This window comes from Dorea acetigenes (assembly GCF_025567385.1).
GTDB lineage: Bacteria > Bacillota > Clostridia > Lachnospirales > Lachnospiraceae > Claveliimonas > Claveliimonas acetigenes.
In genome coordinates, this window is sequence record NZ_JAOQJU010000024.1 from 24372 (window position 1) to 49020 (window position 24649).

Here is a 24649-nt window from a genome sequence, read left to right on the forward strand (position 1 = left end):
TGCGTTCGTCGCTATGCGCTCATTATATCACGTTCTGGGGATATTTGCATCAAATTATGTGGAACTTTGAACGGATTACTATTCATAGCACCAGAAACGGCATAGCCTAAAGGCTATGCCGTTTCTGTTAATTAAGGAAACTATTCTTTTATTCTTCTTTAGAATCATCGTTTGAATCATTATTTGAATCATCTATAATTGGAAGACGGTTGCCTTCTTCATCTTCATAAGAAGACCATCCACACCATCCGTCTGAAAAAAGAGATGTATTTTCAAATCCCATTGTCTTTGCATCCCAGAGTACTTCTGCTGCACGATATCCGCCACCGCAGAAGAAGGAAAGATGTTTGTCGGTATCAACGCCCGCTTCTTCCCACATAGCCAAAATTTCATCTGCGTTACGCATTGTATAATCGAGATTATCATAGTAGTACATGGAGCTGGAGTTATTAATTCCTGCATATCCGAATACAGCGCCTGGGATTCTTCCCTTGTATGGGAAGTAATCATATCCGGAAGTCTCGCCCTTGTACTCTTCAATTCTTCTATTATCAACCAACAGGAAATCTTCTGCTGCTGACAATTCTTTTGCTTCAAGTACCGTATCGATCAAATCAGGGTTCTTCGGTTCTTCTGCTCCGAAGTCCTCTACCGGTGTCATCTTACCTTCCCCTGTCTCAAGCTCATATCCGGCATCTGTCCAACTATCGTATCCGCCGCTCATTACATATACATTCTCTACTCCAAGATACTGGAGAATTACCGCATAACGGCATGCGAAAATCGGAGCACCAACAGTAACAACTGTACTCTCAGTCGTAATTCCCTGAGATTTTGCCAGAGCAAGCAATTCCTCATCACTTCTCAACAGATAGTAATTATCAGCCATATCAAAATCGTCGCTGTTTACATGAATTGCACCCGGAACATGCCCGTCAACAAAACCGGATTCTTCTTCTGTGCCCCAGCTTACCTCTACGATCTTCAGATCTTTTACTTCACCAACTTCTGCAACTTCTTTTCCATCAATCAGATCTTTTACAGCTGTCGGCGGAATCCAGAGCTTGTAATTTGCATAGCTTGTCAGTTCGCCTGTCCAGTCTTTCAAATCAAAGACCTTCACGTCCTTTACAAGCGGAGCAATGTAATTTGCAACGATAACAGCGTCATTTGCATCTTCACTGTAAATGATAGCAGACTTATCTTCTGTAATCTCTTTGTCATCTACATACTTCCACAGATGTTCTTTCCGTGATACCCAGTCAATATTGCTTGCATCATCGTAAGTACAGGTCAACCAATTTACAGAGAAATCGGTTGCTCCTTCAATGTGTCCGCCCATAGCATTCTTACCGGATGCCCATCCGCTGTATGCATCATTAGATCTTGCATCAATTACAATCGCAGAGTCATCTGTAAGAGCTTCTTTTACTTCATCCTCTGTTGCTTCTTCATAATCGCCAGGAGCTGCAACAATCGTGTAGTCAACGAATCGGTCAATAATTGTTGCACACTGCGCACGTACGGCGCTGCCCTGTGGGTCAAGCTTTCCATCATTTCCCTTAATCATGTCAGAAGCAACCGCCCATTCCATAGCCTCTTTTGCAAAATCATTTACGCTGGACGCATCCGGATATCCTGAAATATCCTCGCCTTTTATCCCATATTTCTTGTACTCAGAGTAACGGTACAGCATGGTAACCATCTGTTCACGGTTGATATTATCTGCAGTGCCAAATAAGCCCGTATCCTCATAACCCGTTACGATTTCGTTCTCATTTGCCCACGTAATAGCTTTGGAATACCATTCTCCATCCGGAACATCCGGGAACTTCCCATTATACTGAACCTCCGGTTCACCTTCCATTCTGTAAAGAATGACAGCAAACTGTGCTCTTGCAAGATCATCTGCCGGTCCAAAAGTCGTTTGTCCATCGTCCATCACCTCACCATATCCTGTCATCAGGCCAAGTTTGTAGACATCCTGCACATAATTGTAAAACCAATCTCCTGCCAACACATCTGCATAAGGAAGAACGAACGCTTCTTCTGTTTCCTCTTCGGTCGTCTCCTCTGTTGTCTCTTCGGTTGTCTCTTCTGCTGCCTGTGCAACCCCAGTAAGGCCAAATGCCATCACAAACGTAAGCAGAAGAACCATAAGTTTCTTTTTCATAAAAAACCTCCTTTTGTAATAAAATAGTTTCCTAGTCCATTATAGGTAATTTCTCTCCATAACTCCAATTGATTTTTTCTATATGAATTATTTTCCATAGATTCTGCCGATATCTATTGAGCGATATTATATTTATAACTTCCATCCCGATGCAAGTTCCCGGGAATCCACAAATCTCCGGTAAATGCCTTCCTGACACATCAGATCTTCATGCGTTCCAAGCTGCTCAATCTTTCCATGATTTACCACCACAATCTGATCGGCATTCCGTACAGTCTTAAGCCGATGAGCAATCATAATAATCGTTTTCTCCCGTGTCAGGCTCTCAATAGCCCCTATCAATTCTTTTTCATTTTCCGGATCTACATTTGCTGTGGCTTCATCCAGAATAATAATCGGAGCATCCTTCATGATTGCCCTCGCAATAGAAATCCGCTGTCTTTCGCCGCCGGATAGCGTTGCTCCTCCCTCTCCAATAACTGTATCGTACCCTTGCGGCAGTTCCATAATAAACTCATGACAGCATGCTTTCTTCGCTGCAAGAACAACCTCATCTATAGATGCGTCTTCCTTCCCAAAACGAATATTATTAGCAATCGTGTCAGAAAACAAATAAACACTCTGAAACACAAAACTAAAATTTTTCATCAAACTGTCTACACTGTACTCCCTGACATCATGTCCGTCCAATGTTACACTTCCACTGTCCACATCCCAAAACCTGGCAATTAGATTGCAGAGCGTTGTTTTCCCGCCCCCGGAAGGTCCAACAATAGCTGTCGTCGTTTTTTCCGGAATCCGAAGGGAAATTCCGTCAATAATTTTCCGGCTTTCGTAATGAAATACCACATCTTTCAATTCAATATTATAATGTGCCGGTACAATATCCTCCCCGTCAATATCCATACCCGGAATATCCATAATCTCCTGACCTTTATCCACACAGAAATCAATCATTCGCAGCAGTGATGAAAAAGCGCCTGCCAATTCCAGGGAATGAAATACCATAAAAGCACAAATAGACATTCCAATGCAAACCAGCAATTCCATTTTCCCGTCCAGAAACAGCAATACTGAGCAGAGCATCATGGACGCCCCGGTCAACTTGCAGATTATATTCTGTACCGTAATATGCGGCATAAATGTCACTTCTGCGGCTGTATTTGCCGCCCGTGAACAGTCAATTGCATCGTTTAATTTTTTCGTAGTCTTCCCGAACAAATTGTAAGATTTCACCTCGGAAATTCCTTGCAGATACTCCATAATCTGTGAAACCAGCACCTGATCGCACTCCACCTTATCGGCTGCCTCTGCAGAAGACCTATTCTGCATATAAGCATTTAAAATTAGAAATAAAACAGTTCCCAGAATTCCCACCAGACCAACCCGCCAGTCATAGAGCAATACCATTAAAAGAATCACACTCGTATTAATCAGCCCGGACGTACTAAGCATAACCGCCCTCGTTCCGATATCCGCCAGATGCTCCATTGTGTTAGTCGTTACAGAGGTAATACTTCCCAAACTGTTTTGGTTAAAATATCCCATCGGCAGGTACCTGAGATGTTCCGCAATCTCGATTCGTTTGAACGCCGCACCGTTGTAGCCGCCTTCCGTCTGAAGCATGGTTGCCTTGTATTTTACAATATTTTCCACCAGAAGTCCGCCCAACATTATGCCGGATGCCTGCCAAATTACTGTATCTGTAAGCCGGTTTGCCATTATCGCCTGCAGTATTAACATAATGGCCGGAATTTTCATTGCTGCACTCAATGCCTGAAAAACACTTAAAACAATGGATATCCGGAACTTCTTTTTGTTCTCTTCTCCCACAAAATCAAAAAACTTCTTTAGTATGTTAAGCATATGCTGCACCTCCCTCCTGAGCAGAATCTCTGACAGAAATGTGATTCTCCCACATTTGTCTGTAAATGCCGTTGTTCGCAAGCAGTTCGCTGTGTCCGCCCTGCTCTGCGACAACGCCATCCTTAATCACAAAAATATTGTCCGCATCTGTAATCGTAGATAGCCTGTGCGCTATAACGATTAAAGTCTTCCCCTGCACAAGTTTCGCCACAGAAGCCTGAATCACTGCCTCGTTTTCCGGATCCGTATAAGCAGTAGCCTCATCTAAAATAACGATCGGCGCATTTTTCAACATAGCACGGGCAATAGAAATCCTCTGCCGTTCCCCTCCGGAAAGATGTCCGCCAGCGCCTCCAACCACTGTAGAAAAACCATGTTCTAACCGCATAATAAATTCATAACAGCCACTATCCTTTGCCGCTTGAATTACCTCATCGTCCGATGCACTTTGCCTGCCCATGCGAATATTTTCCATTACAGTGTCATCAAACAGATAATTATCCTGAGACACATATGCGATGTTACGATTGTAGTCCGCAAGGGCCAGTTCCCGGATATCTATACCGCCAATCAAAATACTTCCACCGCTCACATCCCACATAGACGCAATCAATTTTGCAATCGTCGATTTTCCACTGCCGGATGGTCCTACAATAGCATTTACAGTTCCCTGCGGCATCTTCATATCGACGCCGTGAAGAACCTCCTTCTCATGATATCCAAAAGTCACGTCGCGAAGTTCCACGGAATACTCTTCCGGTTTTTTCACACTGCGCACAGGCCGCTTCAATTCTTCGTGCTCCAGGATTCCAATCACTTCGCCAAAGATCGTTCCCATTTTACTGATATCATCCACATATCCCATCATAGTAGTCAGTGGAGCAGTCACACCCAGCGCCAGAAGGATACACATCACAAAATCTGCGTGAGAGAGGCTTCCGTTCATCACAAACCACGCACCAAAGGGGAGTACAGTAAGCAGCGTATAAGGCGTCACAGTCAGCGTAATTCCCTGCCAGATATTACATCGGCGCATCCACTCAATAAAACAGTCCGCTCCCTCTCTGGCCGCCTTGACAAATTTATCATAGGATTTTTCTGCCTTACCAAATGCCTTAATGACTTCAATGCCATTTATGTACTCCACTGCCGCATCATTAAGCGCCTTCGTTTTTATAATACTGTTCTGAAAACTTTCTTCATATCCAATCATCATTCCGGCCATAGCAAGTAATCCGGCAATCATCGGAACAAACTCAAGAAGCGCAAGCCGCCAATCAATACAAAAGAAATACACTACCATAATAAGCGGTGCCAAAAGTCCGGAAGTAAACTCCGGTACTACATGCGCCATCGTCGTCTCCATACTGTCAATACGTTCTACGATAATATTCTTAAAAGTTCCCGAACCCACATCCTTCACATATCCCAAAGGAACCCGTGCCAGTTTATCACAGGCCGCCTTTCGTATATTTGCCAGAATCACAAAGGTTGCCTTGTGAGAAAGGCTTGTGGACAGATAACGAAACAGCTCTGCAATTACAAAACTGAGTGCAATCAGTAAAATCTGCACCAGAAAGATATTTTTCTCCCGCTCTCCTGCAAGCAGCCGTCTTATAACATCTCCAATAATAAAATAGGGAATCACTTTAAATGCCACGTTCAATATGGCAAATAAAACACTATATATAAATCGGAGCCGGTCTGTACCTAACCACTCTAACAGATAGCTTATTACACTTTTGTTATTTTTTCTCTCCTTCAAACACCTCTACCTTCCTTTCTTCATAGGTTAGATTTAACTAACCTCTTGGTATTTTTTTAGGACTTCATTATAGAAGTCCCATAACTGCTTTCCAGCCTGCATAATGGTACTGCATCTGCAGTTCCATAAACCTTTTTGCCTCTTTAAGAGGAATATCGTGGGATACTACCTCATACACCGGCTGCCATGATGCAGCACAAGAAACATGAATAAAAAATACATCCATCTCCGAAAGATTCCCTTTTAGCTGATGAAACAACTCCTGATATGTTTTTTCCTCAATCTCTGAAAGCCGATTAAGAAAATCCGCATATTCTGTCCCCACTGAATGGCAGAAAATCAACTGGAATGCCGTAAAATGCTGATAAACATACTCCAACACCTTATCCGTACCTTCGCGCCCCGCATGTTCCACGCCGGGAAAATTGCTGCATCCGTCCAGTGCATCAACAGCATCAAGATACAATTTCATCAGTCCATCCGCAGCTTCCTTCACCAATGCATCAAACAATCCTGCTTTATCGCCAAAACGTGTGTAAACCGTATGCGTACTCACCCCGCTGGCAGCACAGATTCGACGCAGGCTGGAATCCATAAAACCATAAGCAAGAAATTCTGTCTCCGCGGCGGACAGAATTTTCTCTGTGATTCCTTCTAACTGCCTTTTCAATCCATCCCTCCTTTTATTAAGGAACACCGTTACCGTAACGCTGTTTTTATTATAACACACAATTTTCTTTTGTCAATATCCAGACATAAGGAAATGCATAGGCAATCAAACGGTTTACATCTCAGGCAACGGCAAATCCCGCATACTTTGCAGACTAATCATCAGTGTCGACGTGTTATGCAGCATTGCTGAAACTATAGGCTGAATGATACCGCCCACTCCAAGGCAAATAAGCGCGGTATTAATTCCGACAATCTTTCGATAGTTTGCCTGAATCCGTTTCATCAACGCATCGCTCAGATATTTTAACCGTACAATCTGGTATAAATCTTCTGCAGCAATGGTAATGTCCGCAATCTCTCGGGCAAGCTCCGCACCATCGCTAATTGCAATCCCCGCATCAGCCGCCGAAAGAGCAGGCGAATCATTCACGCCATCACCAATCATAAGGACTTTTCTTCCGGCAGCCTTTTCCCGTTCAATAAATCTTGCCTTGTCTTCCGGCAAAACTTCTGCGTAATATTCGTCTACGCCAACCCTTGCTGCAACTGCTGCCGCCGTACGTTCACTGTCCCCGGTCATCATAACGATTTTCCGGAATCCTGCAGCTTTCAGTGCACTTATCACTTCTGCGCTTTCCGGCCGCAGCGGATCCTCAATACAGATTACAGCCGCCAGCATACCGTCCACTGCCAGATAGAGATGAGAAAATTCTTCCGGAAGTTTTTCAAATTGTTCCCGATATTCTTCACGAATCCGGCATTGTTCATCTTCAAACACAAAATGCGCACTTCCGATAATCACTCTTTTCTCTCCTACATGAGAAGATATGCCGTGGGCCACAATATATTCTACTTTCGAATGCATTTCTTCATGATCAAGTCCCTCCCGTTTTGCCGCCGTTACCACCGCTTTTGCCATAGAATGCGGAAAATGCTCTTCCAGACATGCCGCAAGCCGAAGAAGTTCTCTTTCTTCCATTTTGCAGAACGGAATCACCTTTTTCACGGTTGGTTTTGCTTTCGTCAATGTTCCCGTTTTGTCAAATACGATCGTCTCTGCTTCCGCCACTGCCTCCAGATATTTCCCGCCTTTTACCGTGACCTCATAATTTCCCGCCTGACGAATTGCAGATAACACCGTAATCGGCATAGCAAGCTTCAATGCACAAGAAAAATCCACCATCAAAACAGCTATAGTTTTCGTTATATTTCTTGTGGTAAGCCAAACCAGCGCCGTTCCCGCCAGTGTAACCGGAACCAGGCGGTCTGCCAGCCTTTCCGCCTTACTTTCTACTGAAGATTTTAACTTCTCAGATTCCTCAATCATAGTCACAATTTTCTCATAACGGGAAGCTCCGGATGCTTTCTGCACCGCAAAGACAAGTTCACCTTCTTCCAAAACACTTCCGGCATAGACATATCCGCCCTTTTCTCTGTGAACCGGAAGCGGCTCTCCCGTAAGGGACGCCTGATTCACCATTCCATTTCCTTCTGTCACTGTTCCATCAAAGGGAATCACATTTCCCATATGTACAACAATTTCGTCTCCTTCTTTTATCGTACGGGAATCCATAAGAATTTCCTGCCCGTCTTTTTTCAGCCACACCTTCGAAACATTCAGAGACATACTACGCGCAAGGTCTCCCACAGACTTTTTATGAGTCCATTCTTCCATTGTTTCTCCGATTCCCAGCAGAAACATTACTGAACTTGCCGTATTTATATCGCCTCGCAGAAGTGATACTCCGATTGCCGCCGCATCCAATACAGACACTTCCAGTTTTCCCTTTATCAGACATCTTAACCCTTCTTTCAGATACCGGATAGATTTTACTGTCGTCCAGACCGCCCGAACAGGACAGGGAAGAAACAATTTCCCGGCATAATGAAGTACAACCTTGCTGATTAACTTCTCCTGATAAGTAGTATTTAACTTTCTCCCAGAACCGGCAAAAACTGTATCCGGAACTTTCACAGACGTATACCGGAACTTTCGTAGTGCCCGAATCAAAGGCTCTCTTTCTCCGGCAAAGCAAACGCAGGCATCGGCCGTCCGTCCATAAACCTTTGCCTGCGTGACATATTCCAGCGTATTCAGATAATAGAGAAGCGTATCCGCTTCTTCTGCAGTCATACGCTTCTGTACTATATGAATACGGATTCTTCCCGGAATCTCATGCTTAATGATAAATTTCAATTATAATTCCTCCGGCTCGCCGCCATTTTCTGCTTCTGCAAAATCATCCAGTTCTTCCTGAACGGCCGCCTCTTCTTCCACCGCTCTTTCTTCATTGATTTGCTTTGCTTCTGCCAGGATATCCTCTGCATTCTCCTGAACAGCTTCCGCCGTCTTCATAACACAGTCCTTCGCCCGCAGCACTGCCGCTGTACAACTTGTATATACTTTCTTCGCATCCTTGCTGGTCAACAATTTGATGCCAGCCGTACCAAATAACAGACCTCCTGCAAATATTCCAAGATTCTTTCCTTTAAAAATATCCATATCTTTTCCTCCTGCTTTCATTAAAAATATTATTTATGTTTCTTGCCGGTATAAAATAGCATTCCCATACAGAACACCATTGCCCATGCCCAAAACTTATGCTGCTTCAAACTATCACCTCATTTGTTTAAAGTTTAGATATTATCATACTCCCGCCTACAAGGCTTAGTCAAAGCAAACCATTTTTAACGAGATATTTTCTCAACAACAAAAGATTGTTTATGAACATCCAACGTATTGGAAAAAGATTGAGATTGAAAATATCAAGGGTAAGCTTATTCTGATTGGAGCAGACGATGACAACCTGTGGGAGGCAGGTAAATACGTCCGGCACTGCCGATAGGCTTGAAATTTGTTATGCGTTTACCCGCCCACTTTCAGAACCATTTTTTGGCATGGATAATCAAATACTACCAGTTCTTCATCGTCCACAAAGCCGCACGAATGATAACAATAACGGGCAGCCATTCCTATCTGGTCTCCTTCCCGGAATGTAATCACATGAACCGTTTCCCCTTCCTCAAAACATTCTACCATCTGTTTAATTAGTCGTTTTCCCACGCCCTGTTTTCGGAATTCCGGCACAACTGCCAAAAATGTAAGCTCCTTTTCCTGATAAGAAAACGTAAGCATTCCTGCCAGTCTGCCTTCCCTTTCCTCCAAAAACGCCGTCTTACAGTCTATTGCTTTATAAAGTGCTTCTAGAAATTCTATCTCCTGATATCCGGGAAAAGCTTCTTTCACCTGTTCCATCATGGAAAGTATGTTGCTAATATCTTCACTCATTACATATCGAATCATTGATTTTCACATCTTTCTGGATAGTCCTTATCCTTCCAATACCACCATTTTAATTTCTCCGGTTCATGCTGTTCATGTTCTGCAAAATATACTGCACAGCGAAATACATACAACACACATCTGTCATCCTGAAATCCCTTTTTCATACAATCCAAACGATACAATTCTTCCGGGTCTTTTCCTCTTAAGTCTGAAATGCAGTGAATTCCAATATTTTTAAGATGCTGTTCCATATTTGCTCCCACGCCAGGTATCTTCTTCAAATCACTGGTTTTATTCTCCTCATTCTGTATCATCTCAGATCCCCCTTCTCAACCTTCGCTCTTCATTTTTTAGTATATCCCTGTTTTCCACTTACCCCACCTATAGAAACATATCAACAAATTCTGTAGCAAAAAGATATTGATACATTTCGCTATCCATATCACAGCCTGAACCTCGCTCGTTCACGCGAACAGGTCAACAGCTATTTTTAGACCTAACTAATAGCACGTTTTCCATGCACTCGACCTTATTATACCTGAAAATTCAGCATCGTCATACTTTAGATATTCGTTAATTTTATCTGAATATAAAATAATATTCATTTTCCCTCCACCAAATGGGAATTTGTCCACATCAAAGTAGCTCTAAAATATCTCCAATTTTCTTCCCTTCCGCTTCTTCGATTCCTGAATTTCGAAGCGTTAGCTTATATGCAGATGTTCCTCCGTTACAGCTTTGCGAACCAACTTCTTTCTCAACCACTAGTTGTGCATCTCTTAACCTTTCAAATCCATCTTGTAATATATCAACTTCTTGTGAACCATCATAATCTCCCATACAATACCCCGTATAAAATTTGCGATTTTCATCTACCATTATAATGCAAGTTGCAGACATACATTTATATATTAATTCTGTCCGATTAGGTATTATATAGTTATAATCCAATAGTGCATTTAATAACTCTTTTCCTTTTAGTTTTTTTAGTTCTTCCGATCTTGGTTTTATAATATTTTTCCCCAAAGATTTTAATATTATATTATTAATGTACTTTATATTTTTCATAAAAAACTTGTAAATATCAGACTCATTATCTCTATCAGTTTCGCCCATTGTAATGCGAATTTTCTCTATTATCTCTGCATGTTTTTTGTATATTTCACAAGATATATCTTTTTGTGTGGTCGCTAATATACTATTGGTGAACGGATTTGAAATATCTAGTGCATATTGCTCCAACACTCTTTTCGTATCTTCTATTTTTAATTTCTGACAGTTTTCACATGCAGGTTTTATTACTTCATCAAATAATTCCTGATATGTAATAGAGATAAAATTCTTATTTGCTACGCTGCTATTTGAAAATGCTTTTAAAAGAATATAACATCTTTGTCTATCTTTATATTTTTCCTCACAATACTTATAATAATCATTTGATTGCGGTATACCATTCGTAAATGTTTCGCTTGCTTTAATTTTGTTTTCTATAACCAATACTAAAGAACAGCTTGTTCCAAAAATATCTATTTTTCTACCATTATTAGTTTTATGTTCAGTTTCAAAATTCATATCAGCAATATCTGCCTTATCAATCTCAAGATTTTCTCTCTTACTTTCGACCAATTCTAAAAATTTTTCTAAAGGAAATTTCCCCAATTTATGATTTTGTTTAGGGTTAAGAAGCCAACTAACAAAACTACTATGCCATTCCTCTCTTCTCTTATTTCCCATAATAGTAAACTCATTAGGTGACTCATATTTTTGTTTCAATGTTCTAAAATCACTATCATTTTCTAATGCATCTAGCATGTCTTTTATACTAGGATTCATTTCTTTTGACATATTTGTACCTCCACAAACCCGATTTGTCGCTTTGTTGTTTCAGTTCTATATCTGTCCGTATCTGTAACCTCGTTTTATTTCCGCAGATAGGGCATCGTACCCATTCAATCTTGCTCACTTTCACGAATCCCCCCAAAACCACGAAACAGGTAAATTCCCAATACAACATTAAATCCCGTAGCAGCAAACACACTGAAACGCTCTGGAATACCGAAAAAATCTCTCGGAACTATGTTTGTACCGATTGCTCCTGCAAACATGAGAAGTAATGCTATGTTTGCCTATATTGCTATGGAACGATAATTTTTATCCCGATACCCGCCAGTCATAATTAGAATAATTTCTTCTTTCCTGTTCATCTATACGCCTCCCATACTTAACGATAGTTATTCTACTATCATTCGTTAGTTTTTACAACAAATTTTATCTCTCACTTACTCACTTTTCACTTTGCAAAATAGTAGCACATTTAATTCTATTTCAGGCTTTACTTTTACAAACAGGGCAGTATACCCATTCAGATATTGCTTTTTCCATTTTGTCTATGTACCTTCTTTCAGTTCTGCCGTAAAATAACGGTAGGCAAATGCTGTAAGGATACCACCAAACAATACCGAAACCGCAGCAACGGTCAAAATTCCTATCATCTGCGCCTTGCTCATTTCAGCCGTGACCGACAAGAAATGGAGAAACTGGTTTTCCATATTTAACACATCTGCTGCTATAAGAGTCGCCCCGATTGATGCTAAAGCTACTCCTACACCGGCAAATATCAAAATGATTATTGTTCATTCTTTTATTTTTCTTTCTTCGCTATCATTATTTTCCAAAAACCTTTCGGCAGTCTTATTCCTTACAAGTACGGCAGTCGGCGTAATGACCAGATACAAAACGGTCAAGATTATAAAGAACCCTATATCTGCATCCAGAAATACATAAAGAATATTAAAACCAAAGTGCAGCAATACCGAATAAAGCAGGTTATTATGCCATTCCAGGAAAATATTCATCAGTACGGTAATGGATGTAATCACAACTATGTTAGAAATAACATAGGGGATTGCCCTCCAATCGGTAAACTCTGAATCCACTACCCAAAGCAAAGTATGCCAGAAGCACCATACCAATCCCTGACAGACAGAGGATTTCAAAAAGCCATACTTTTTATTAAATTCCTCACGCATAAAACCACGCCATCCCAATTCTTCCCCTGTCGGTCCCGAAGTCAGGGAAAGAAAAATGCTGAGCGGCAACGCTGTGGTTCCCAGATTGATGTAGGACAGCATGGGCTTTCCCGTCATAATGGAATAGAGGAACAGCGACAACACGCTGATACCAAAAGTAAGGGCAAAAGAGAACAGAATCGGAAGCAACTCTGCTTTCCCAGAAAAGCACCGCTTCACAAAGACCATTCTTGTTTCATCAGGTCTGAAATGCCGCCACCCAATAAGAAGCAGATAGGTTGGCGACCATGCGATAAGATTTCGTACAATCCACATGATGACAGGCGGTGCATGAAAGACAAGACTTGCCGAGCCTGCCACAAAAATAATGAGCGCCCAGACAAGGATATAGGAGCTTATGATATATTTCTTCAGATAATTTGGTTTCATCCCATTAGCTCCTTTCCCTGTCCGTGCAGATGACAAGCTCGCTCTTAATACCGTTCAATTCGATCATATTCTCCGCATCAGGCGTATCAAATCGTTCGGCTTGCCGCCCATATTTTTCATAAGAGATACTTGTTCCAATCCCCTTTGTAACAGCAGTAAAAACAGCGTCCCTGGGAACATGGATTTTTGAGGTTGCCGACACTTGATTGATTGCAATTTCTCCCTTTAAAGAATGGCAGACTACATCCATGTCAAGATTGCAGTTTATCTCTACCGTACCAACAACATCTTCCAAAATGACGCTCGGAGTCTTTATATCAAGTTCAATACTGTCACACTCCAAAGAACAGATTTTTACGGTTTCCCCATTGACGGCACATTCAATTTTCCCGATATAGGGAGAGGGAATTTGAACGAAGATACTGACCGCTTCCTTTGCCGTCGCTTCGGATACGCCGTTTTTGCGGTTTACATCCACATCAATCCTTTTTCGGATGTCGTCAATCCTGACCTTGAAATCCTTCTGGAGCGTGGAGAGGCTATTGGATGCCATACGGATACGGATTTTCTCGCCCTCGTATCCCGATAACAGGAATTGCTTTGCTCCGCCAAACTTCATGTCATAGCGTTTCGGCTCGTCAATATCGTACTCCGTGATACTTTCATAAAGATAGTCCGTTGGCTTTTTCGCTCCTTTTTCATTAGAGAGCAGCTCATCAATGGAAATGTCAAACAGTGCGGAGATTGCCATGATGTTTTCGATGTCGGGGATACCAGCATCCGTTTCCCATTTCGTAACCGCCTGCCTTGATACACCAAGCTTCTCTGCCAGCTGTTCCTGCGACATTCCGGTCTGCTTGCGGATGGATTTCAATTTTTCTGCAAATGTCATGTTCGTGACCTCCTTATTTTGGTATGCCCAGTATAGGAAAGTGTATTTTGCACTACAAGCAAGCAGAGATTACATATCAACTTTTTCTGCTACTTTGCGTGGCATTTTCTTATTTATCATTATTTTTCTCTCCAAACAATGGTCGAATGATTTTCTCCATTTTTGTCAACAACAATTCATCGATATCTTAACAATCCGGCTGCTGGCCGTCATGGGCTTTCCACCGACAGTCTGTTACCTGCATGTTTGTGAAAACTGCCTGAAAAGAGGATTCCTCCGGGGAGCAAGCGTAAATACCAAACCGGATTTTCCCGTTTCCCTCTTGCATATGACAGATCCGTATTTGATGAAAAGTTTCCCCATCCATGGAACATTCGATACAATAATCATCCTCTCTTCTGCTGAAGCGATACCAAACCGATTTCACGGAAGCATCAATTTCAGTTGTAGCCCAGTCCGAATAACCATGGTTGGTCACTACGCTTCCAAGATACTGAAATACGTCATTTTTATATTCCACAGAAGCCTTCAGCCAGTTTTCGCTATCCAGATACATAACGATACCGCACTGGTCAAATCTGTGATGGCTCTCCTCAAATTCTGTTCGGACAACAAAACTGAAATACTTCTCTTCTGTCTCCATCTGGAGCACTGGCGCATTGTCATTCTGGAAATGATAGTATGTTCTCTGCCACAGATCCGTATGAGGTTTTGTTGTGATTGTTATTTTATCATCACCTATGCTGTATGTTTCCGGCTCCCTGATCCACTTAAATTTCTTCAAATCCAATTTGCCCCCCGCTTTCTGTTCTTTTGTTTTTCTTTTCCTACCGAATCCGCATCATAAACGCTTCATAAGGACGCATATCCTCTTCCAGCGAACTTCTCTCATAATTGCAGATTTTAATCTCCTTCACATTCCCGGCAAATTTTCTCAATTCTTCTGTACTCCGATGCTGCTCTGACAAATTTGCCGCCACAAGCCAGCTCTCCTGATCCGTCGTCCTCAGATATGCAAAAATCTGTGCATCCTCTTCCATGATTAGTTGGTAATCCCCATCTGTCAAAAGGGACTCCGTATGCCTTAGTCCGATCAGTTTTTTGTAATAATAAAATATGGAATTCCGATCCTCCAGAGCCTTCTCTACATTAATCTCCGGATATCGTTCGCTGACTTTAAACCACGGTTTTCCGGTGGTAAATCCTGCATTTTCACTGTCATCCCACTGCATCGGCGTTCTTCCGTTGTCCCGGCTCTTGTTCCACACAGCCTTTAAGAAGTCCTCCTCAGAAATGGTCTTGTTCTTTACGACAAGCTCCTGATAAGCATTTCTCACTTCGATGTCCTCATATTCTTCCAGATCAAAAGCAACATTCGTCATGCCGATCTCCTCTCCCTGGTAAATATAAGGCGTTCCCTGCATTCCGTGCAGCACCGTGGCAAATGCCTTTGCACAGGCTTCCCGGTACTCCTGGTCGTTGCCCCAGCGCGAGATTACTCTGGGCTGATCGTGATTTTCAAAATACAACGCATTCCATCCTTTATTATACAACTGATTCTGCCAGGATGACATCACTTTTTTCAATTCCCGCAGATCAAAGGGCTTCAACGCCCACTTGCGGTTTACAGAACCCGGCACCCGGTCAATGTTCATATGTTCAAACGTAAAGATCATATTCAACTCTTCCCGTTTCGGATCTGTAAACAGGCGGGCTGTCTCCGGTGTGGAACCGGGCGCCTCTCCTACCGTCATACAATCATACTTTGAAAGCACTTCCTGATTCATCTCATGCAAAAATTCATGCAGACGCGGACCGTTGCTGTGATATTTTCCGGTATAATATTTCTGCCCTTCCCGCTCCAGATAATCCGGAAAATTCTGGTTTTTGGAAATGGATGCGATCACATCCATACGCCAGCCGTCCGCGCCTTTTTCCATCCAGAATTTCATCAGATCATAGATTTCCTGGCGCACTTTCGGATTTTCCCAGTTCAGATCCGGTTGTTTTTTGCTGTAGAAATGCAAGTAGTACTGCCCTCTCTCCTCGCAAAACTCCCATGCGCTCCCGCAGAAACAGGAACCCCAGTTATTCGGCTCACTTCCGTCCGGCTTCGGATCTTTCCAGATATAATAATCGCTGTATTGACCATCCCTTGATTTTTGACTCTCCACAAACCATGCATGTTCGTTCGAGGTATGGTTGACAACCAGATCCAGCACGATCTTGATTTCTCTGTCATGTGCCTTTTGGATCAATTCCTCCATGTCCTCATTTGAACCAAACCCGGCATATATTTTCCGATAGTCGCTGATATCGTAACCATTATCATCCTGGGGAGAATCAAACACCGGACTGAGCCAGATCACATCGATCCCCAGTTCCCTGAGATAATCCAGTTTTTCGATCACACCACGCAGGTCTCCGAAGCCGTCTCCGTTTGAATCCTTAAAGCTTCTCGGATAAATCTGATATACGACTGCATTTTTCCACCAATCTGTTTTTTTCATTTTCTAATTCCTCCAAATATACAAAGTGTTCCTTCGTATTCCTTTTGCCGCATGTTCATAACCGCAAATCACTACGCAATACCAAGCAATGATAACAAAATACTCAAAACGATAACTCCAATGATCAGCACTGTGATACTGATATTTTTCTTTTTCAGCAGGTAGTAACACAATAATGTCAGTCCCAGCGGCACAATGCCGACAAATATCTGATCCAACATGGACTGTAGATTCAGGATGGACTTACCGCTCATCTTCCACTCAAAGGTGGACTGGAAGGTCACCATGCTGGCAGTCATTCCGCCTACCATAATCAGTCCCACGGTGCTCGCCGCTTTGGTCAAAATATTTATCAGACCGCTGGCGTAAATCTTCTGTATGTACTCCGAACCCAGCTTATATCCCAGAAATGTACCATAATATTTAATCAGGAGAGACGGCACATTGAACAGGACTAAAAATATGATCGGTGCCAGCACATTTCCTGCGGAACCAAGTCCGACCGCGATTCCTGCTGCAATCACTCGAAGCACGCCCCAGAAGATCGAATCGCCAATTCCTGCCAGAGGCCCCATAAGGCTTGATTTCACCGCATTGATTGAATTTGTATCAAAATCTTTTCTCTCACTGTTTTCCTTCTCCATGGATGCCGCCAGCCCCATGATAAAGGTAGAAAGCGGAATTGTTGTGTTAAAATATGACATGCTTCTGGTCAGCGCTGCCTTCTTCCCTTCTTCATCCTCTTTGTAAAATTTATTGATAAAAGGCATCAGGGAATAACAAAAGCCAGATGCACCCTGTTTTGCCGGGCTGACCGCCGCATATAAGGTAAAGGAACGCCAAAATACTTTTCTCAACATTTTTCTCTCGTCAGCCGGGATTGATTTTGTTAAATTACTCATGCAAAAAATTCCTCCTCTTCTTCATCTAATTGGAAAACATCATCCTTCCCATCCAAAACTGCAGCGACCCGCTGTGCTGCAAGCTGGCTCATCCGGTAATCGTTCATTCCCATTGTGACTGCAAGGATAACGCCCAGAACGGCCAAAGCGATCAGCGGCAGATTCAGATATGCCGCCAATACAAATCCAAGGAAGTAAAACATACATATTTTCTGATCCCAGAGCATCTTCATCAGCATTGCCATACCGACCGCCGGGAGCAGCCCGCCGCACACGCTCAGACCATTCATGATCACCTGCGGGATCGCATCCAGCAATGCGCTGACTGCATCAGATCCCAGAAGGACGCCAAGGAAGGCCACCACCGAATACAGAGCCCAGTTGACCGCCCACAATCCATAATGCAGCAGAACGATCTTTCGTTCTTTTCCCTCCGCAGCGAGCTGATCAAAATGTTTGGCAAACATACCGACAATAAAAATATATAAAACATTTTTAATCTGAAGTCCTAAAATTCCGATGGGGAGCGCCAGTGTCAGGGCAACTTCTGGTTCCTTCCCCAACATAATTGCGAATGCCGCTCCCACCGCAGTGGCAATCCCCGGCTCTGCCGCTGAGGCTCCGCCTATATTAACAACACCCATGAAAACCGCTTCCAGGGATGCACCCACTATAATTCCTGTATGAAGATCACCTAAAAATAATCCAACCAAAGGGCCGATGACGATCGGCCTGTTTAACATTGTAAACCCGGCGAGTTCCGCTCCGCCTACACAGACAAAGACTGCCAGTGCAACCAAAAACGCCTGTAACATATAATTTTTCCTCCTGTTTTTCTAATTTCTTTCCAACGCTTAACACTCTGTTTCCAATTTATCCAAAATATCTTTTACAAATTTCTTTTCATCGTTTGGAACCTGCTGCATACAAACACCCGGATCCAACCCTGCCAGTTCCCTTAAACATTCTTTTTCCTCTGCGGTCAGCATGATCGTAGATGTAAGAACTGTTTTTTCTGAAATATCGATTCCGTCAAACCGCCCTGTGTTTCCCAAATTCAGAAATTCAATTTTTCCAACCTGCCGGCGAATCCGCAGCGCATCCTTCACCGTTCTTGTCAATACCAGAAGCCGCATTTGGGAAGCTTTCGGATAATTCAGGACACGGATCACCTCATCCACCGGTTTGATCAGAACTTTGATTCCTGATGGAACAGCCATTTTCAAAGCCATTTTTTGTGTATTATCATTTGCCGCGTCATCATTTGCTACAATGATTCCGTTGACTTTCAGGTGTTTCGTCCATGTCATTGCAACCTGACCATGGATCAGACGGTCATCGATTCGAAGCGCTGCAATTTTTGCACTGGAATTTTGAAACTGTTCTTTTTCTTCTTTCTGCTCTGCTCCTGTTTCCGCTTCCGAGGCAGGTATTTTCCCTTCTGCAATAACTGTCTTCTTCTCCGTTTCCAGATGTACCCACTGCAGCTCCTGTCTCGCCTCATCGATAAATTCTTCGATTTCCACATCCGTCACATCCTCATCCGACATCATGACCTGCATCAAAACAGCCAGATTAGTTCCTGTGATCAGTGTGACATTTTCAGATTCGGCATACTTCATCAGCTTCTGATTGACACTGCCGCCCATCAGATCGGTAAAAACAAAAATCCTGTCTTTTTCATGATCTGCGAAATATTCCTTAAACTGCGCTTCTATATCATCTTCCGGATTTACATAGGCATCTATCGTAGTGATTTCTTCTGACCTGCCCACGATCAGCTCAGCCGTATACCGGATTCCGGATGCCATTTTTCCGTGTGTAGCGATTAATATCTGCTTCATAAGCTCGCTCCTCCTGCTTGGTTTTTCTTTATGTTATGTACATAACTTACTGTAATTTGAATATATCATCTAATTATTATCCTGTAAATAGGTTATGTAGATAACCATATTTTTCAACAAATATTTTTATACATTTTTATATATTCTGCACAAAAAAAGAACAGGCAACACTTTTTTCAAAGTATCCTGCTCCTTGTTTCTTATTAATTCTGATTTTTTGTGGATTTCCGCACAACCAATGTCACCGGAAGTTTCACATCCCCCTCTCCCGCAAGCTCCTCGCCCTGTATCTTTTTCATCAGGAGCTGCACAGAAAGCTGTGCCTTCTTTTCCACATCCTGATGTATTGTTGTCAGGCGCGGTGTCGCGATTCTTGAAAAACTGATATCATCGTAACCTGCAATTCCCATATCCTCCGGGATTCGAAGTCCATGATCGCAAAAAAAGCTAATCGCCTCCAGCGCATACATATCTGCCAGAAAGAACAGCGCCGTCTCCGATTGTCTGCGCTGCATCAGCCATGCATAATTTTCCTTCCGCTTCGTCCAGTCCATTCCAAGGGGAACAAACTGTAATTTCCCCTTCTCTTCCTGTAATTCCCGCACCGCGTTTTGTGCCCCCACAAAACGCAGATGATCCACACCACTGTCCCTTGCTGCACAGACTTTGATATGCCGATACCCGCACCCCAACAGATATTTCATCATCTTATAGCCGCCGCTCTCATCGTCCAGACCGATATTCAATACCTGTTTATCCTGCTGATCTTCCAACTCTCCATATGCATCGATGGACACGATCGGCTTTTTTGTAAGTTGATATATTTTCTCGCAGTTTCTCTTGCTGAAGGAAACCGCGATTACACCGTCGATATTCCACCCCATGACCATCTGAAAAATCTGATCCATATCTTTTGCGGAATAAAACATTACATAATACCCTAATTCCCGCGCATATTTTTCAATAAATCCCAAAATCTGTCCGTAAAATGGATCACCGAGAATGGAATCCTTGAATTCCCGGTGACTGTTGATGACCACCGCAATGAGCTGGGAATTTTCTTTGCTCAGGACCCGAAGCCCCATCTTCTGGACATATCCCAGTTCCTTAATCAGTTTATCAATCTTCTGTATCGTCCCCGGAGAAACTTTTTTTGTTTTTCCGTGGATTACGTTGGAGACAGTCGTAGTGCTCACACCTGCCAGTTCCGCGATTTCTTTTATCGTAACCATTTTTCTCTCCTGCTCTTTTCCGGAATTTTTTCTCTATTCACGATAACACCTCCTGCTCTTTCATGTCAAGTAACTCAAATGACAGCACTATACACCACCAATGCATCTTCCCCGTCCAGTAATACCTTCTCGTGTTCTCCTGCATCGCCGACAGGAACGCTTCACTAACTGGGTACAAAAGCAACACCTCTCCAATAAAAAAGCACCGGCCAACCGAATGACTGATGCTAACATAAAATAAATTTCATACTATTTTGAAGCAATCATAGATTTAATTGCCTCACATGCAAAAACTGCTGTACCTTTTCCGCCAACCTTATCTATATTGGTGGTAAAATCTCCGCCTCCAGCATACATTTCACCCAACCCTTGAAGAATCTCATCTGTACAAGTGTAATAATTTTCTGTAATATAATCCTGCAATTTCTTTGCCAATGCAATAGCTTCCTTACTGTCTGGTGTTTTATCTCTTATTTTCCCAAACTCCGCGAAGATATTCATCATTTCCACATTTAATTTCTGCTGTATTTCTTTACTTCGTCCTTTTGATTTCTTCTCAAATTCTTTGTATGCATCTGTCTTACCCCATGATGCTTTTGCCTGAGCAGCATACTCATCAATTTTCTTTGTATCAAATACCTCAAAACTCATCTGTTTCACTCCTATCATTTTAATTCCACGTGCGAGGTCAATCAGATTCTGTAAATGCTCTTTCCGAAGTTCCAACAAATGAATCTGCTGTTCCAATGCTTTACTTTGGTCAAAATCAGGACTATCCAGAATCTCCTTAATATCTTTCAATGAAAACTCCAATTCCTTGAAAAGCAAAATATGCTGCAGGCGTTCCAACGCCACTTCATCATATAGGCGATAACCTGCTTCGGTTACTTCTGTGGCCGGCAGAAGACCGATATAATCGTAGTGATGGAGAGCACGTATACTTACTCCCGATATTTTACTGACTTCATGTACTGTCATCATTGTAAATCACCTCTTTCCTTGTGGTAATTTTAGCATAAACTATGACGTAATGTTAGAGTCAATAACTTTTAGAAATCTTTTTCTAAAATTTTTTCAATATAAAAGACACCGTCCACAAGCCCCTTGTACGAATATAAGAATTATCGCTGTCAAGCATATCGCCTAACCTGTCCATATAAATATAAACGGAGTTCGTTTTTTCACTTTCTTTTTGTAGTTCCTGCAATGCTTTATACGCAACATTATTATTTTTATCAAACAACAATTCATTGGAATTCAGTTCTAAAAGCTGAAATTTATTACTCTAATGCCTTCTTTAAATCCAAAACAAATTGCGTCTGCTGTTTCTTTAAGTAAAATTTTACAAATGGTTTCATAAACCACTTTTTAGGTGTTACATTTTCTGTAAAATCTATTTCAGTATCATTTCCTTTGGAAGTAAAAATACCTACCCAATGACCTTTCATGTTGCTATTTTCCATATCAAACTCCCAGCGTTTATATGGCTTTACAACTGTAACGGTAAATGTAGTGGCATATTCATTTTTTGCATACTCAATAAACTGCTTTTCATTTATGATTTCTGTTTTACTTAAATCACTTCGCCATGTACTATATTTATCAACAGCTAAAACAGCTTCCCAAACTTTGTGAATATCACTACTGATAATTTCTTTTATATTTGAAATTGCCATTTTTACACTTCCCTTCAAATTTCAATTTATCTCTTTCATTATAGCGAACATACTCTCCTAAGTCATCTATTATTTCATCTAAATCCCTCTGGAGCGCATCATACTGGCTCTGGCTGATCTCACCTTTCGCCAGCACTTCATTTGCCTGCTCTTTTTCCATCGTATGATAGCAGAGGAAATCTCCGTTTTCTGTTTCCATTTTTTCATACGAAATAATCTGATACCCTCGTCTCAGATACATACTTTCCGCCGGGAAAGAAGCGTCTATATGAACCTTTGGATAATTTTCAAAAATCCGTGCTTCCAGTAAATCCATCAATCTGCTTCCATATCCTTTTCCCTGATATTCCGGTAAAATAAACAATCTACAAATCTCATTCTTCCGGATGCTCCCGGTTCCTATGATGTTTTCTTGTACCATCGCAAGATAGATTTCTTCGTAGGACATCACTTCTTTAATCCTTGCTTCACTGTGCAGATCAAGAAAGAACTGCACTGCACCTGACGGATAATAGTGAGGATACACTTTTTGTATTGTTTCCCTTACAATAGCAGATACCTGTTCCGGACAATCTGCCAATTTTAATTCTATATCAGACTCCAATAAATCCGATTTTACAAAATCCTTCAAAATATATCTCCTCCTCACTTCCTCGTCTCTCCCACCACAGACTTTCTGTGCTGTATCAGCAGTTCCATCCGCTCTGCCATCGTGTCGTCTTCACTGTAATCCCGTCTTCCAATGCTGTCCCTACTTACACAAAACAGGCTTTTCTTCTCGCAATAGCGCAGTGTATATGCGCTAATTCCAGTTATCACAGAAAACTCACCAATGGTCATAACAAACCGCTTTTCAAAAAAATAAGGCCATTTTACCAGACACAAGAAGAGTGACCGTCTCCACATAGATCAATAGATCCAAATTGATGTCAGCCATCGGGAACCTGTCCAGACTAATATGGTATGTACCAAAATATCTACGTTTGTTTGCGGAAACATACCTACAAATTCTGTAGCCAAAAAACATTGATACATTCCGCTATCCATATCACGGCCTCAACCTTGTCCGTTCTTCCTACAAAAACAGGTCAACGGCTATTTTTAGACCTAACTGATGGTCTGACTTCCATGCACTCGAACTTATTATGCCTGAAAATCCGGCATTGAAAGAGAAAAGCAATCTTATTACTTCTTTGCATTTTCTTCCAATTCCAGCATATACTTATCAAAGTCAGACATAAACACTCTGTCCTGAATAACACGATATTTTTCAAATTCAGTCTCAGCATGAAGCTTGGCAATTTCTGCTGTGATCTTACCTGCATCCTGAAGTACCTCTCTGTCATCTGCCATCAGGAATAGATTCAGACGCTTTGCCCAGTCCTCCATCATCATCGGAATATGTCGCTCTGCACGGTCCTCTGCCAGATCCAGATATGCCGAAACGATACGCTCTAATGAACGCATTTCCTTTTCTGAAAGATAATTCTTCGCAACACTCACATCACTTTTTACAATCTTACCTTCCGGTGCTGCCGCCCAAGTGGTCAGTCCCATGTGTGGCTTGTCGGCATCAGCTCGTTCATAAATCAATTCTGCTGCCGTATGTCCGTGAACTGCATAATGCATCTTTCACTACTCCCTTCAAAACCACGAAACAGGTAAATTCCCAATACAGCATTAAATCCCGTAGCAGCAAACACACTGAAACGCTCTGGAATACCGAAAAAATCTCTCGGAACTATATTTGTACCGATTGCTCCTGCAAACATGAAAAGTAATGCTATAGTCGCCCATATTGCTATGGAACGATAATTTTTATCCCGATATCCGCCAATCATAATAACAACAAGAGAAATTATCGAAAAAAGAACAACAAGTACTGTGACCACATAAATGTGCATAATATCTTGAAAAGCCCCTGCATTGCCGCTATCTGATAACGGGAACATGGCATAGCCTACATTCGATATCCAATTCATCACAGTAAAAAGATAAATACCTATACGGATCGTCTTATTCAGTTTCCCCTGAACAAATACGCAGACCATCATAATTGAAACAATCCCGCACACTCCGTATAAAGACGATAATTGTTCCCATAGCATTTTAGACGGAGCATTATTAGCACTTAAATCACTAACCGCCTGTGCTATCCAGTCATAGCCGGGATATGCAACAGGAGAAAAAATTACTGCTGCGGTATAGGACAGTAACGATATAACACCTAAAAGTCCTAACCAGTTAATCAATGTTTTTTTCATTATCCATTCCTCCAAATTGATTGGGTACTGTAAAGTTTTACAGTCCTATTTTTCTTTAAAACCTTATATTTTCAAGGCATTCATCACTTTTGCAAATAAAAAAGCAATG

24 protein-coding genes and 1 pseudogene are annotated in these 24649 nt (G+C 41.9%); all 25 read right to left on the reverse strand.

Annotated features, from left to right (window positions below):
- Positions 1–148: 148 nt before the first annotated feature.
- On the reverse strand, positions 149–2173 hold the full coding sequence (locus OCV99_RS14240) for a rhodanese-like domain-containing protein (protein WP_158371426.1): 2025 nt from the start codon (positions 2171–2173) through the stop codon (positions 149–151).
- A 132-nt stretch (positions 2174–2305) separates the two neighbouring features.
- Positions 2306–4039: an ABC transporter ATP-binding protein gene (locus tag OCV99_RS14245; protein ID WP_158371427.1), complete on the reverse strand. Its 1734-nt coding sequence runs from the start codon at positions 4037–4039 to the stop codon at positions 2306–2308.
- Complete coding sequence (locus OCV99_RS14250) at positions 4032–5804, reverse strand: ABC transporter ATP-binding protein (RefSeq protein ID WP_158371429.1); 1773 nt, start codon at positions 5802–5804, stop codon at positions 4032–4034. Before OCV99_RS14250 ends, OCV99_RS14245 begins: the two co-directional genes overlap by 8 nt.
- A gap of 67 nt (positions 5805–5871) precedes the next feature.
- Complete coding sequence (locus OCV99_RS14255) at positions 5872–6474, reverse strand: TetR/AcrR family transcriptional regulator (protein ID WP_262575776.1); 603 nt, start codon at positions 6472–6474, stop codon at positions 5872–5874.
- Positions 6475–6588: 114 nt separating this feature from the next.
- On the reverse strand, positions 6589–8673 hold the full coding sequence (locus OCV99_RS14260; protein WP_158371431.1) for a heavy metal translocating P-type ATPase: 2085 nt from the start codon (positions 8671–8673) through the stop codon (positions 6589–6591).
- Positions 8674–8979 carry a DUF6110 family protein gene (locus tag OCV99_RS14265; RefSeq protein ID WP_158371432.1) on the reverse strand — a complete coding sequence of 102 codons (306 nt, stop codon included), beginning with the start codon at positions 8977–8979 and terminating at the stop codon, positions 8674–8676.
- A 363-nt stretch (positions 8980–9342) separates the two neighbouring features.
- Positions 9343–9780, reverse strand: coding sequence for a GNAT family N-acetyltransferase (locus OCV99_RS14270; RefSeq protein WP_158371434.1), 438 nt, complete (start codon positions 9778–9780; stop codon positions 9343–9345).
- Positions 9777–10076, reverse strand: a complete 300-nt coding sequence (locus OCV99_RS14275) for a helix-hairpin-helix domain-containing protein (protein WP_158371436.1) — start codon at positions 10074–10076, stop codon at positions 9777–9779. Before OCV99_RS14275 ends, OCV99_RS14270 begins: the two co-directional genes overlap by 4 nt.
- Positions 10077–10398: 322 nt before the next feature.
- A complete protein-coding gene (locus OCV99_RS14280) occupies positions 10399–11607 on the reverse strand; it encodes a PD-(D/E)XK nuclease family protein (RefSeq protein WP_158371437.1) in 1209 nt (402 codons plus the stop codon).
- Positions 11585–11776 carry a cysteine-rich KTR domain-containing protein gene (locus tag OCV99_RS18400; RefSeq protein WP_416810596.1) on the reverse strand — a complete coding sequence of 64 codons (192 nt, stop codon included), beginning with the start codon at positions 11774–11776 and terminating at the stop codon, positions 11585–11587. The genes OCV99_RS14280 and OCV99_RS18400 overlap by 23 nt, the downstream gene beginning before the upstream one ends.
- Positions 11777–12149: 373 nt before the next feature.
- Positions 12150–12311: a hypothetical protein gene (locus tag OCV99_RS14285; RefSeq protein ID WP_262575780.1), complete on the reverse strand. Its 162-nt coding sequence runs from the start codon at positions 12309–12311 to the stop codon at positions 12150–12152.
- An 84-nt stretch (positions 12312–12395) separates the two neighbouring features.
- Complete coding sequence (locus OCV99_RS14290) at positions 12396–13220, reverse strand: CPBP family intramembrane glutamic endopeptidase (protein ID WP_158371442.1); 825 nt, start codon at positions 13218–13220, stop codon at positions 12396–12398.
- Between the two features lie 4 nt (positions 13221–13224).
- The gene (locus tag OCV99_RS14295; RefSeq protein ID WP_158371444.1) at positions 13225–14112 is read right to left on the reverse strand and encodes a helix-turn-helix transcriptional regulator; all 888 of its coding nucleotides are present in this window, start codon (positions 14110–14112) and stop codon (positions 13225–13227) included.
- A gap of 187 nt (positions 14113–14299) precedes the next feature.
- Positions 14300–14902, reverse strand: coding sequence for a DUF1349 domain-containing protein (locus OCV99_RS14300; RefSeq protein WP_158371446.1), 603 nt, complete (start codon positions 14900–14902; stop codon positions 14300–14302).
- Between the two features lie 37 nt (positions 14903–14939).
- A complete protein-coding gene (locus OCV99_RS14305; protein WP_158371447.1) occupies positions 14940–16622 on the reverse strand; it encodes a glycoside hydrolase family 13 protein in 1683 nt (560 codons plus the stop codon).
- Between the two features lie 71 nt (positions 16623–16693).
- A complete protein-coding gene (locus OCV99_RS14310) occupies positions 16694–17524 on the reverse strand; it encodes a PTS system mannose/fructose/sorbose family transporter subunit IID (protein ID WP_158371449.1) in 831 nt (276 codons plus the stop codon).
- Complete coding sequence (locus OCV99_RS14315; RefSeq protein WP_158371451.1) at positions 17521–18339, reverse strand: PTS mannose/fructose/sorbose/N-acetylgalactosamine transporter subunit IIC; 819 nt, start codon at positions 18337–18339, stop codon at positions 17521–17523. Before OCV99_RS14315 ends, OCV99_RS14310 begins: the two co-directional genes overlap by 4 nt.
- Positions 18340–18378: 39 nt before the next feature.
- Complete coding sequence (locus OCV99_RS14320; RefSeq protein ID WP_158371453.1) at positions 18379–19368, reverse strand: PTS sugar transporter subunit IIAB; 990 nt, start codon at positions 19366–19368, stop codon at positions 18379–18381.
- Positions 19369–19571: 203 nt separating this feature from the next.
- Entirely contained in the window at positions 19572–20600 is a 1029-nt protein-coding gene (locus tag OCV99_RS14325; RefSeq protein ID WP_158371455.1) for a LacI family DNA-binding transcriptional regulator, read from the reverse strand.
- A gap of 249 nt (positions 20601–20849) precedes the next feature.
- Positions 20850–21581, reverse strand: a complete 732-nt coding sequence (locus tag OCV99_RS14330) for a MerR family transcriptional regulator (RefSeq protein WP_158371456.1) — start codon at positions 21579–21581, stop codon at positions 20850–20852.
- A 299-nt stretch (positions 21582–21880) separates the two neighbouring features.
- Positions 21881–22276, reverse strand: a complete 396-nt coding sequence (locus tag OCV99_RS14335; RefSeq protein WP_158371458.1) for an SRPBCC family protein — start codon at positions 22274–22276, stop codon at positions 21881–21883.
- On the reverse strand, positions 22242–22907 hold the full coding sequence (locus OCV99_RS14340; RefSeq protein ID WP_262575787.1) for a GNAT family N-acetyltransferase: 666 nt from the start codon (positions 22905–22907) through the stop codon (positions 22242–22244). The genes OCV99_RS14335 and OCV99_RS14340 overlap by 35 nt, the downstream gene beginning before the upstream one ends.
- Before the next feature lie 14 nt (positions 22908–22921).
- Entirely contained in the window at positions 22922–23116 is a 195-nt protein-coding gene (locus OCV99_RS14345; protein ID WP_158371460.1) for a MerR family transcriptional regulator, read from the reverse strand.
- Positions 23117–23461: 345 nt separating this feature from the next.
- Positions 23462–23908, reverse strand: a pseudogene (rhuM, locus tag OCV99_RS14350) (RhuM family protein); the annotation flags it as partial.
- Positions 23866–24540 (reverse strand): DUF998 domain-containing protein, encoded by a 675-nt coding sequence (locus OCV99_RS14355; RefSeq protein ID WP_158371462.1) that lies wholly within the window; start codon positions 24538–24540, stop codon positions 23866–23868. The gene OCV99_RS14355 and the pseudogene rhuM, both read right to left, overlap by 43 nt.
- Positions 24541–24649: the final 109 nt, after the last annotated feature.

What these genes read in the sequence shown, in the direction of transcription:
- OCV99_RS14240 (WP_158371426.1), bottom strand. Translation starts at nt 2,173, where the DNA reads ATGAAAAAGAAACTTATGGTTCTTCTGCTTACGTTTGTGATGGCATTT.
- OCV99_RS14245 (WP_158371427.1), bottom strand. Translation starts at nt 4,039, where the DNA reads ATGCTTAACATACTAAAGAAGTTTTTTGATTTTGTGGGAGAAGAGAAC.
- OCV99_RS14265 (WP_158371432.1), bottom strand. Translation starts at nt 8,979, where the DNA reads ATGGATATTTTTAAAGGAAAGAATCTTGGAATATTTGCAGGAGGTCTG.
- OCV99_RS14270 (WP_158371434.1), bottom strand. Translation starts at nt 9,780, where the DNA reads ATGATTCGATATGTAATGAGTGAAGATATTAGCAACATACTTTCCATG.
- OCV99_RS14275 (WP_158371436.1), bottom strand. Translation starts at nt 10,076, where the DNA reads ATGATACAGAATGAGGAGAATAAAACCAGTGATTTGAAGAAGATACCT.
- OCV99_RS14280 (WP_158371437.1), bottom strand. Translation starts at nt 11,607, where the DNA reads ATGTCAAAAGAAATGAATCCTAGTATAAAAGACATGCTAGATGCATTA.
- OCV99_RS18400 (WP_416810596.1), bottom strand. Translation starts at nt 11,776, where the DNA reads ATGTTGTATTGGGAATTTACCTGTTTCGTGGTTTTGGGGGGATTCGTG.
- OCV99_RS14285 (WP_262575780.1), bottom strand. Translation starts at nt 12,311, where the DNA reads ATGGAAAACCAGTTTCTCCATTTCTTGTCGGTCACGGCTGAAATGAGC.
- OCV99_RS14290 (WP_158371442.1), bottom strand. Translation starts at nt 13,220, where the DNA reads ATGAAACCAAATTATCTGAAGAAATATATCATAAGCTCCTATATCCTT.
- OCV99_RS14295 (WP_158371444.1), bottom strand. Translation starts at nt 14,112, where the DNA reads ATGACATTTGCAGAAAAATTGAAATCCATCCGCAAGCAGACCGGAATG.
- OCV99_RS14305 (WP_158371447.1), bottom strand. Translation starts at nt 16,622, where the DNA reads ATGAAAAAAACAGATTGGTGGAAAAATGCAGTCGTATATCAGATTTAT.
- OCV99_RS14310 (WP_158371449.1), bottom strand. Translation starts at nt 17,524, where the DNA reads ATGAGTAATTTAACAAAATCAATCCCGGCTGACGAGAGAAAAATGTTG.
- OCV99_RS14315 (WP_158371451.1), bottom strand. Translation starts at nt 18,339, where the DNA reads ATGTTACAGGCGTTTTTGGTTGCACTGGCAGTCTTTGTCTGTGTAGGC.
- OCV99_RS14320 (WP_158371453.1), bottom strand. Translation starts at nt 19,368, where the DNA reads ATGAAGCAGATATTAATCGCTACACACGGAAAAATGGCATCCGGAATC.
- OCV99_RS14325 (WP_158371455.1), bottom strand. Translation starts at nt 20,600, where the DNA reads ATGGTTACGATAAAAGAAATCGCGGAACTGGCAGGTGTGAGCACTACG.
- OCV99_RS14330 (WP_158371456.1), bottom strand. Translation starts at nt 21,581, where the DNA reads ATGATGACAGTACATGAAGTCAGTAAAATATCGGGAGTAAGTATACGT.
- OCV99_RS14335 (WP_158371458.1), bottom strand. Translation starts at nt 22,276, where the DNA reads ATGGCAATTTCAAATATAAAAGAAATTATCAGTAGTGATATTCACAAA.
- OCV99_RS14345 (WP_158371460.1), bottom strand. Translation starts at nt 23,116, where the DNA reads ATGACCATTGGTGAGTTTTCTGTGATAACTGGAATTAGCGCATATACA.
- OCV99_RS14355 (WP_158371462.1), bottom strand. Translation starts at nt 24,540, where the DNA reads ATGAAAAAAACATTGATTAACTGGTTAGGACTTTTAGGTGTTATATCG.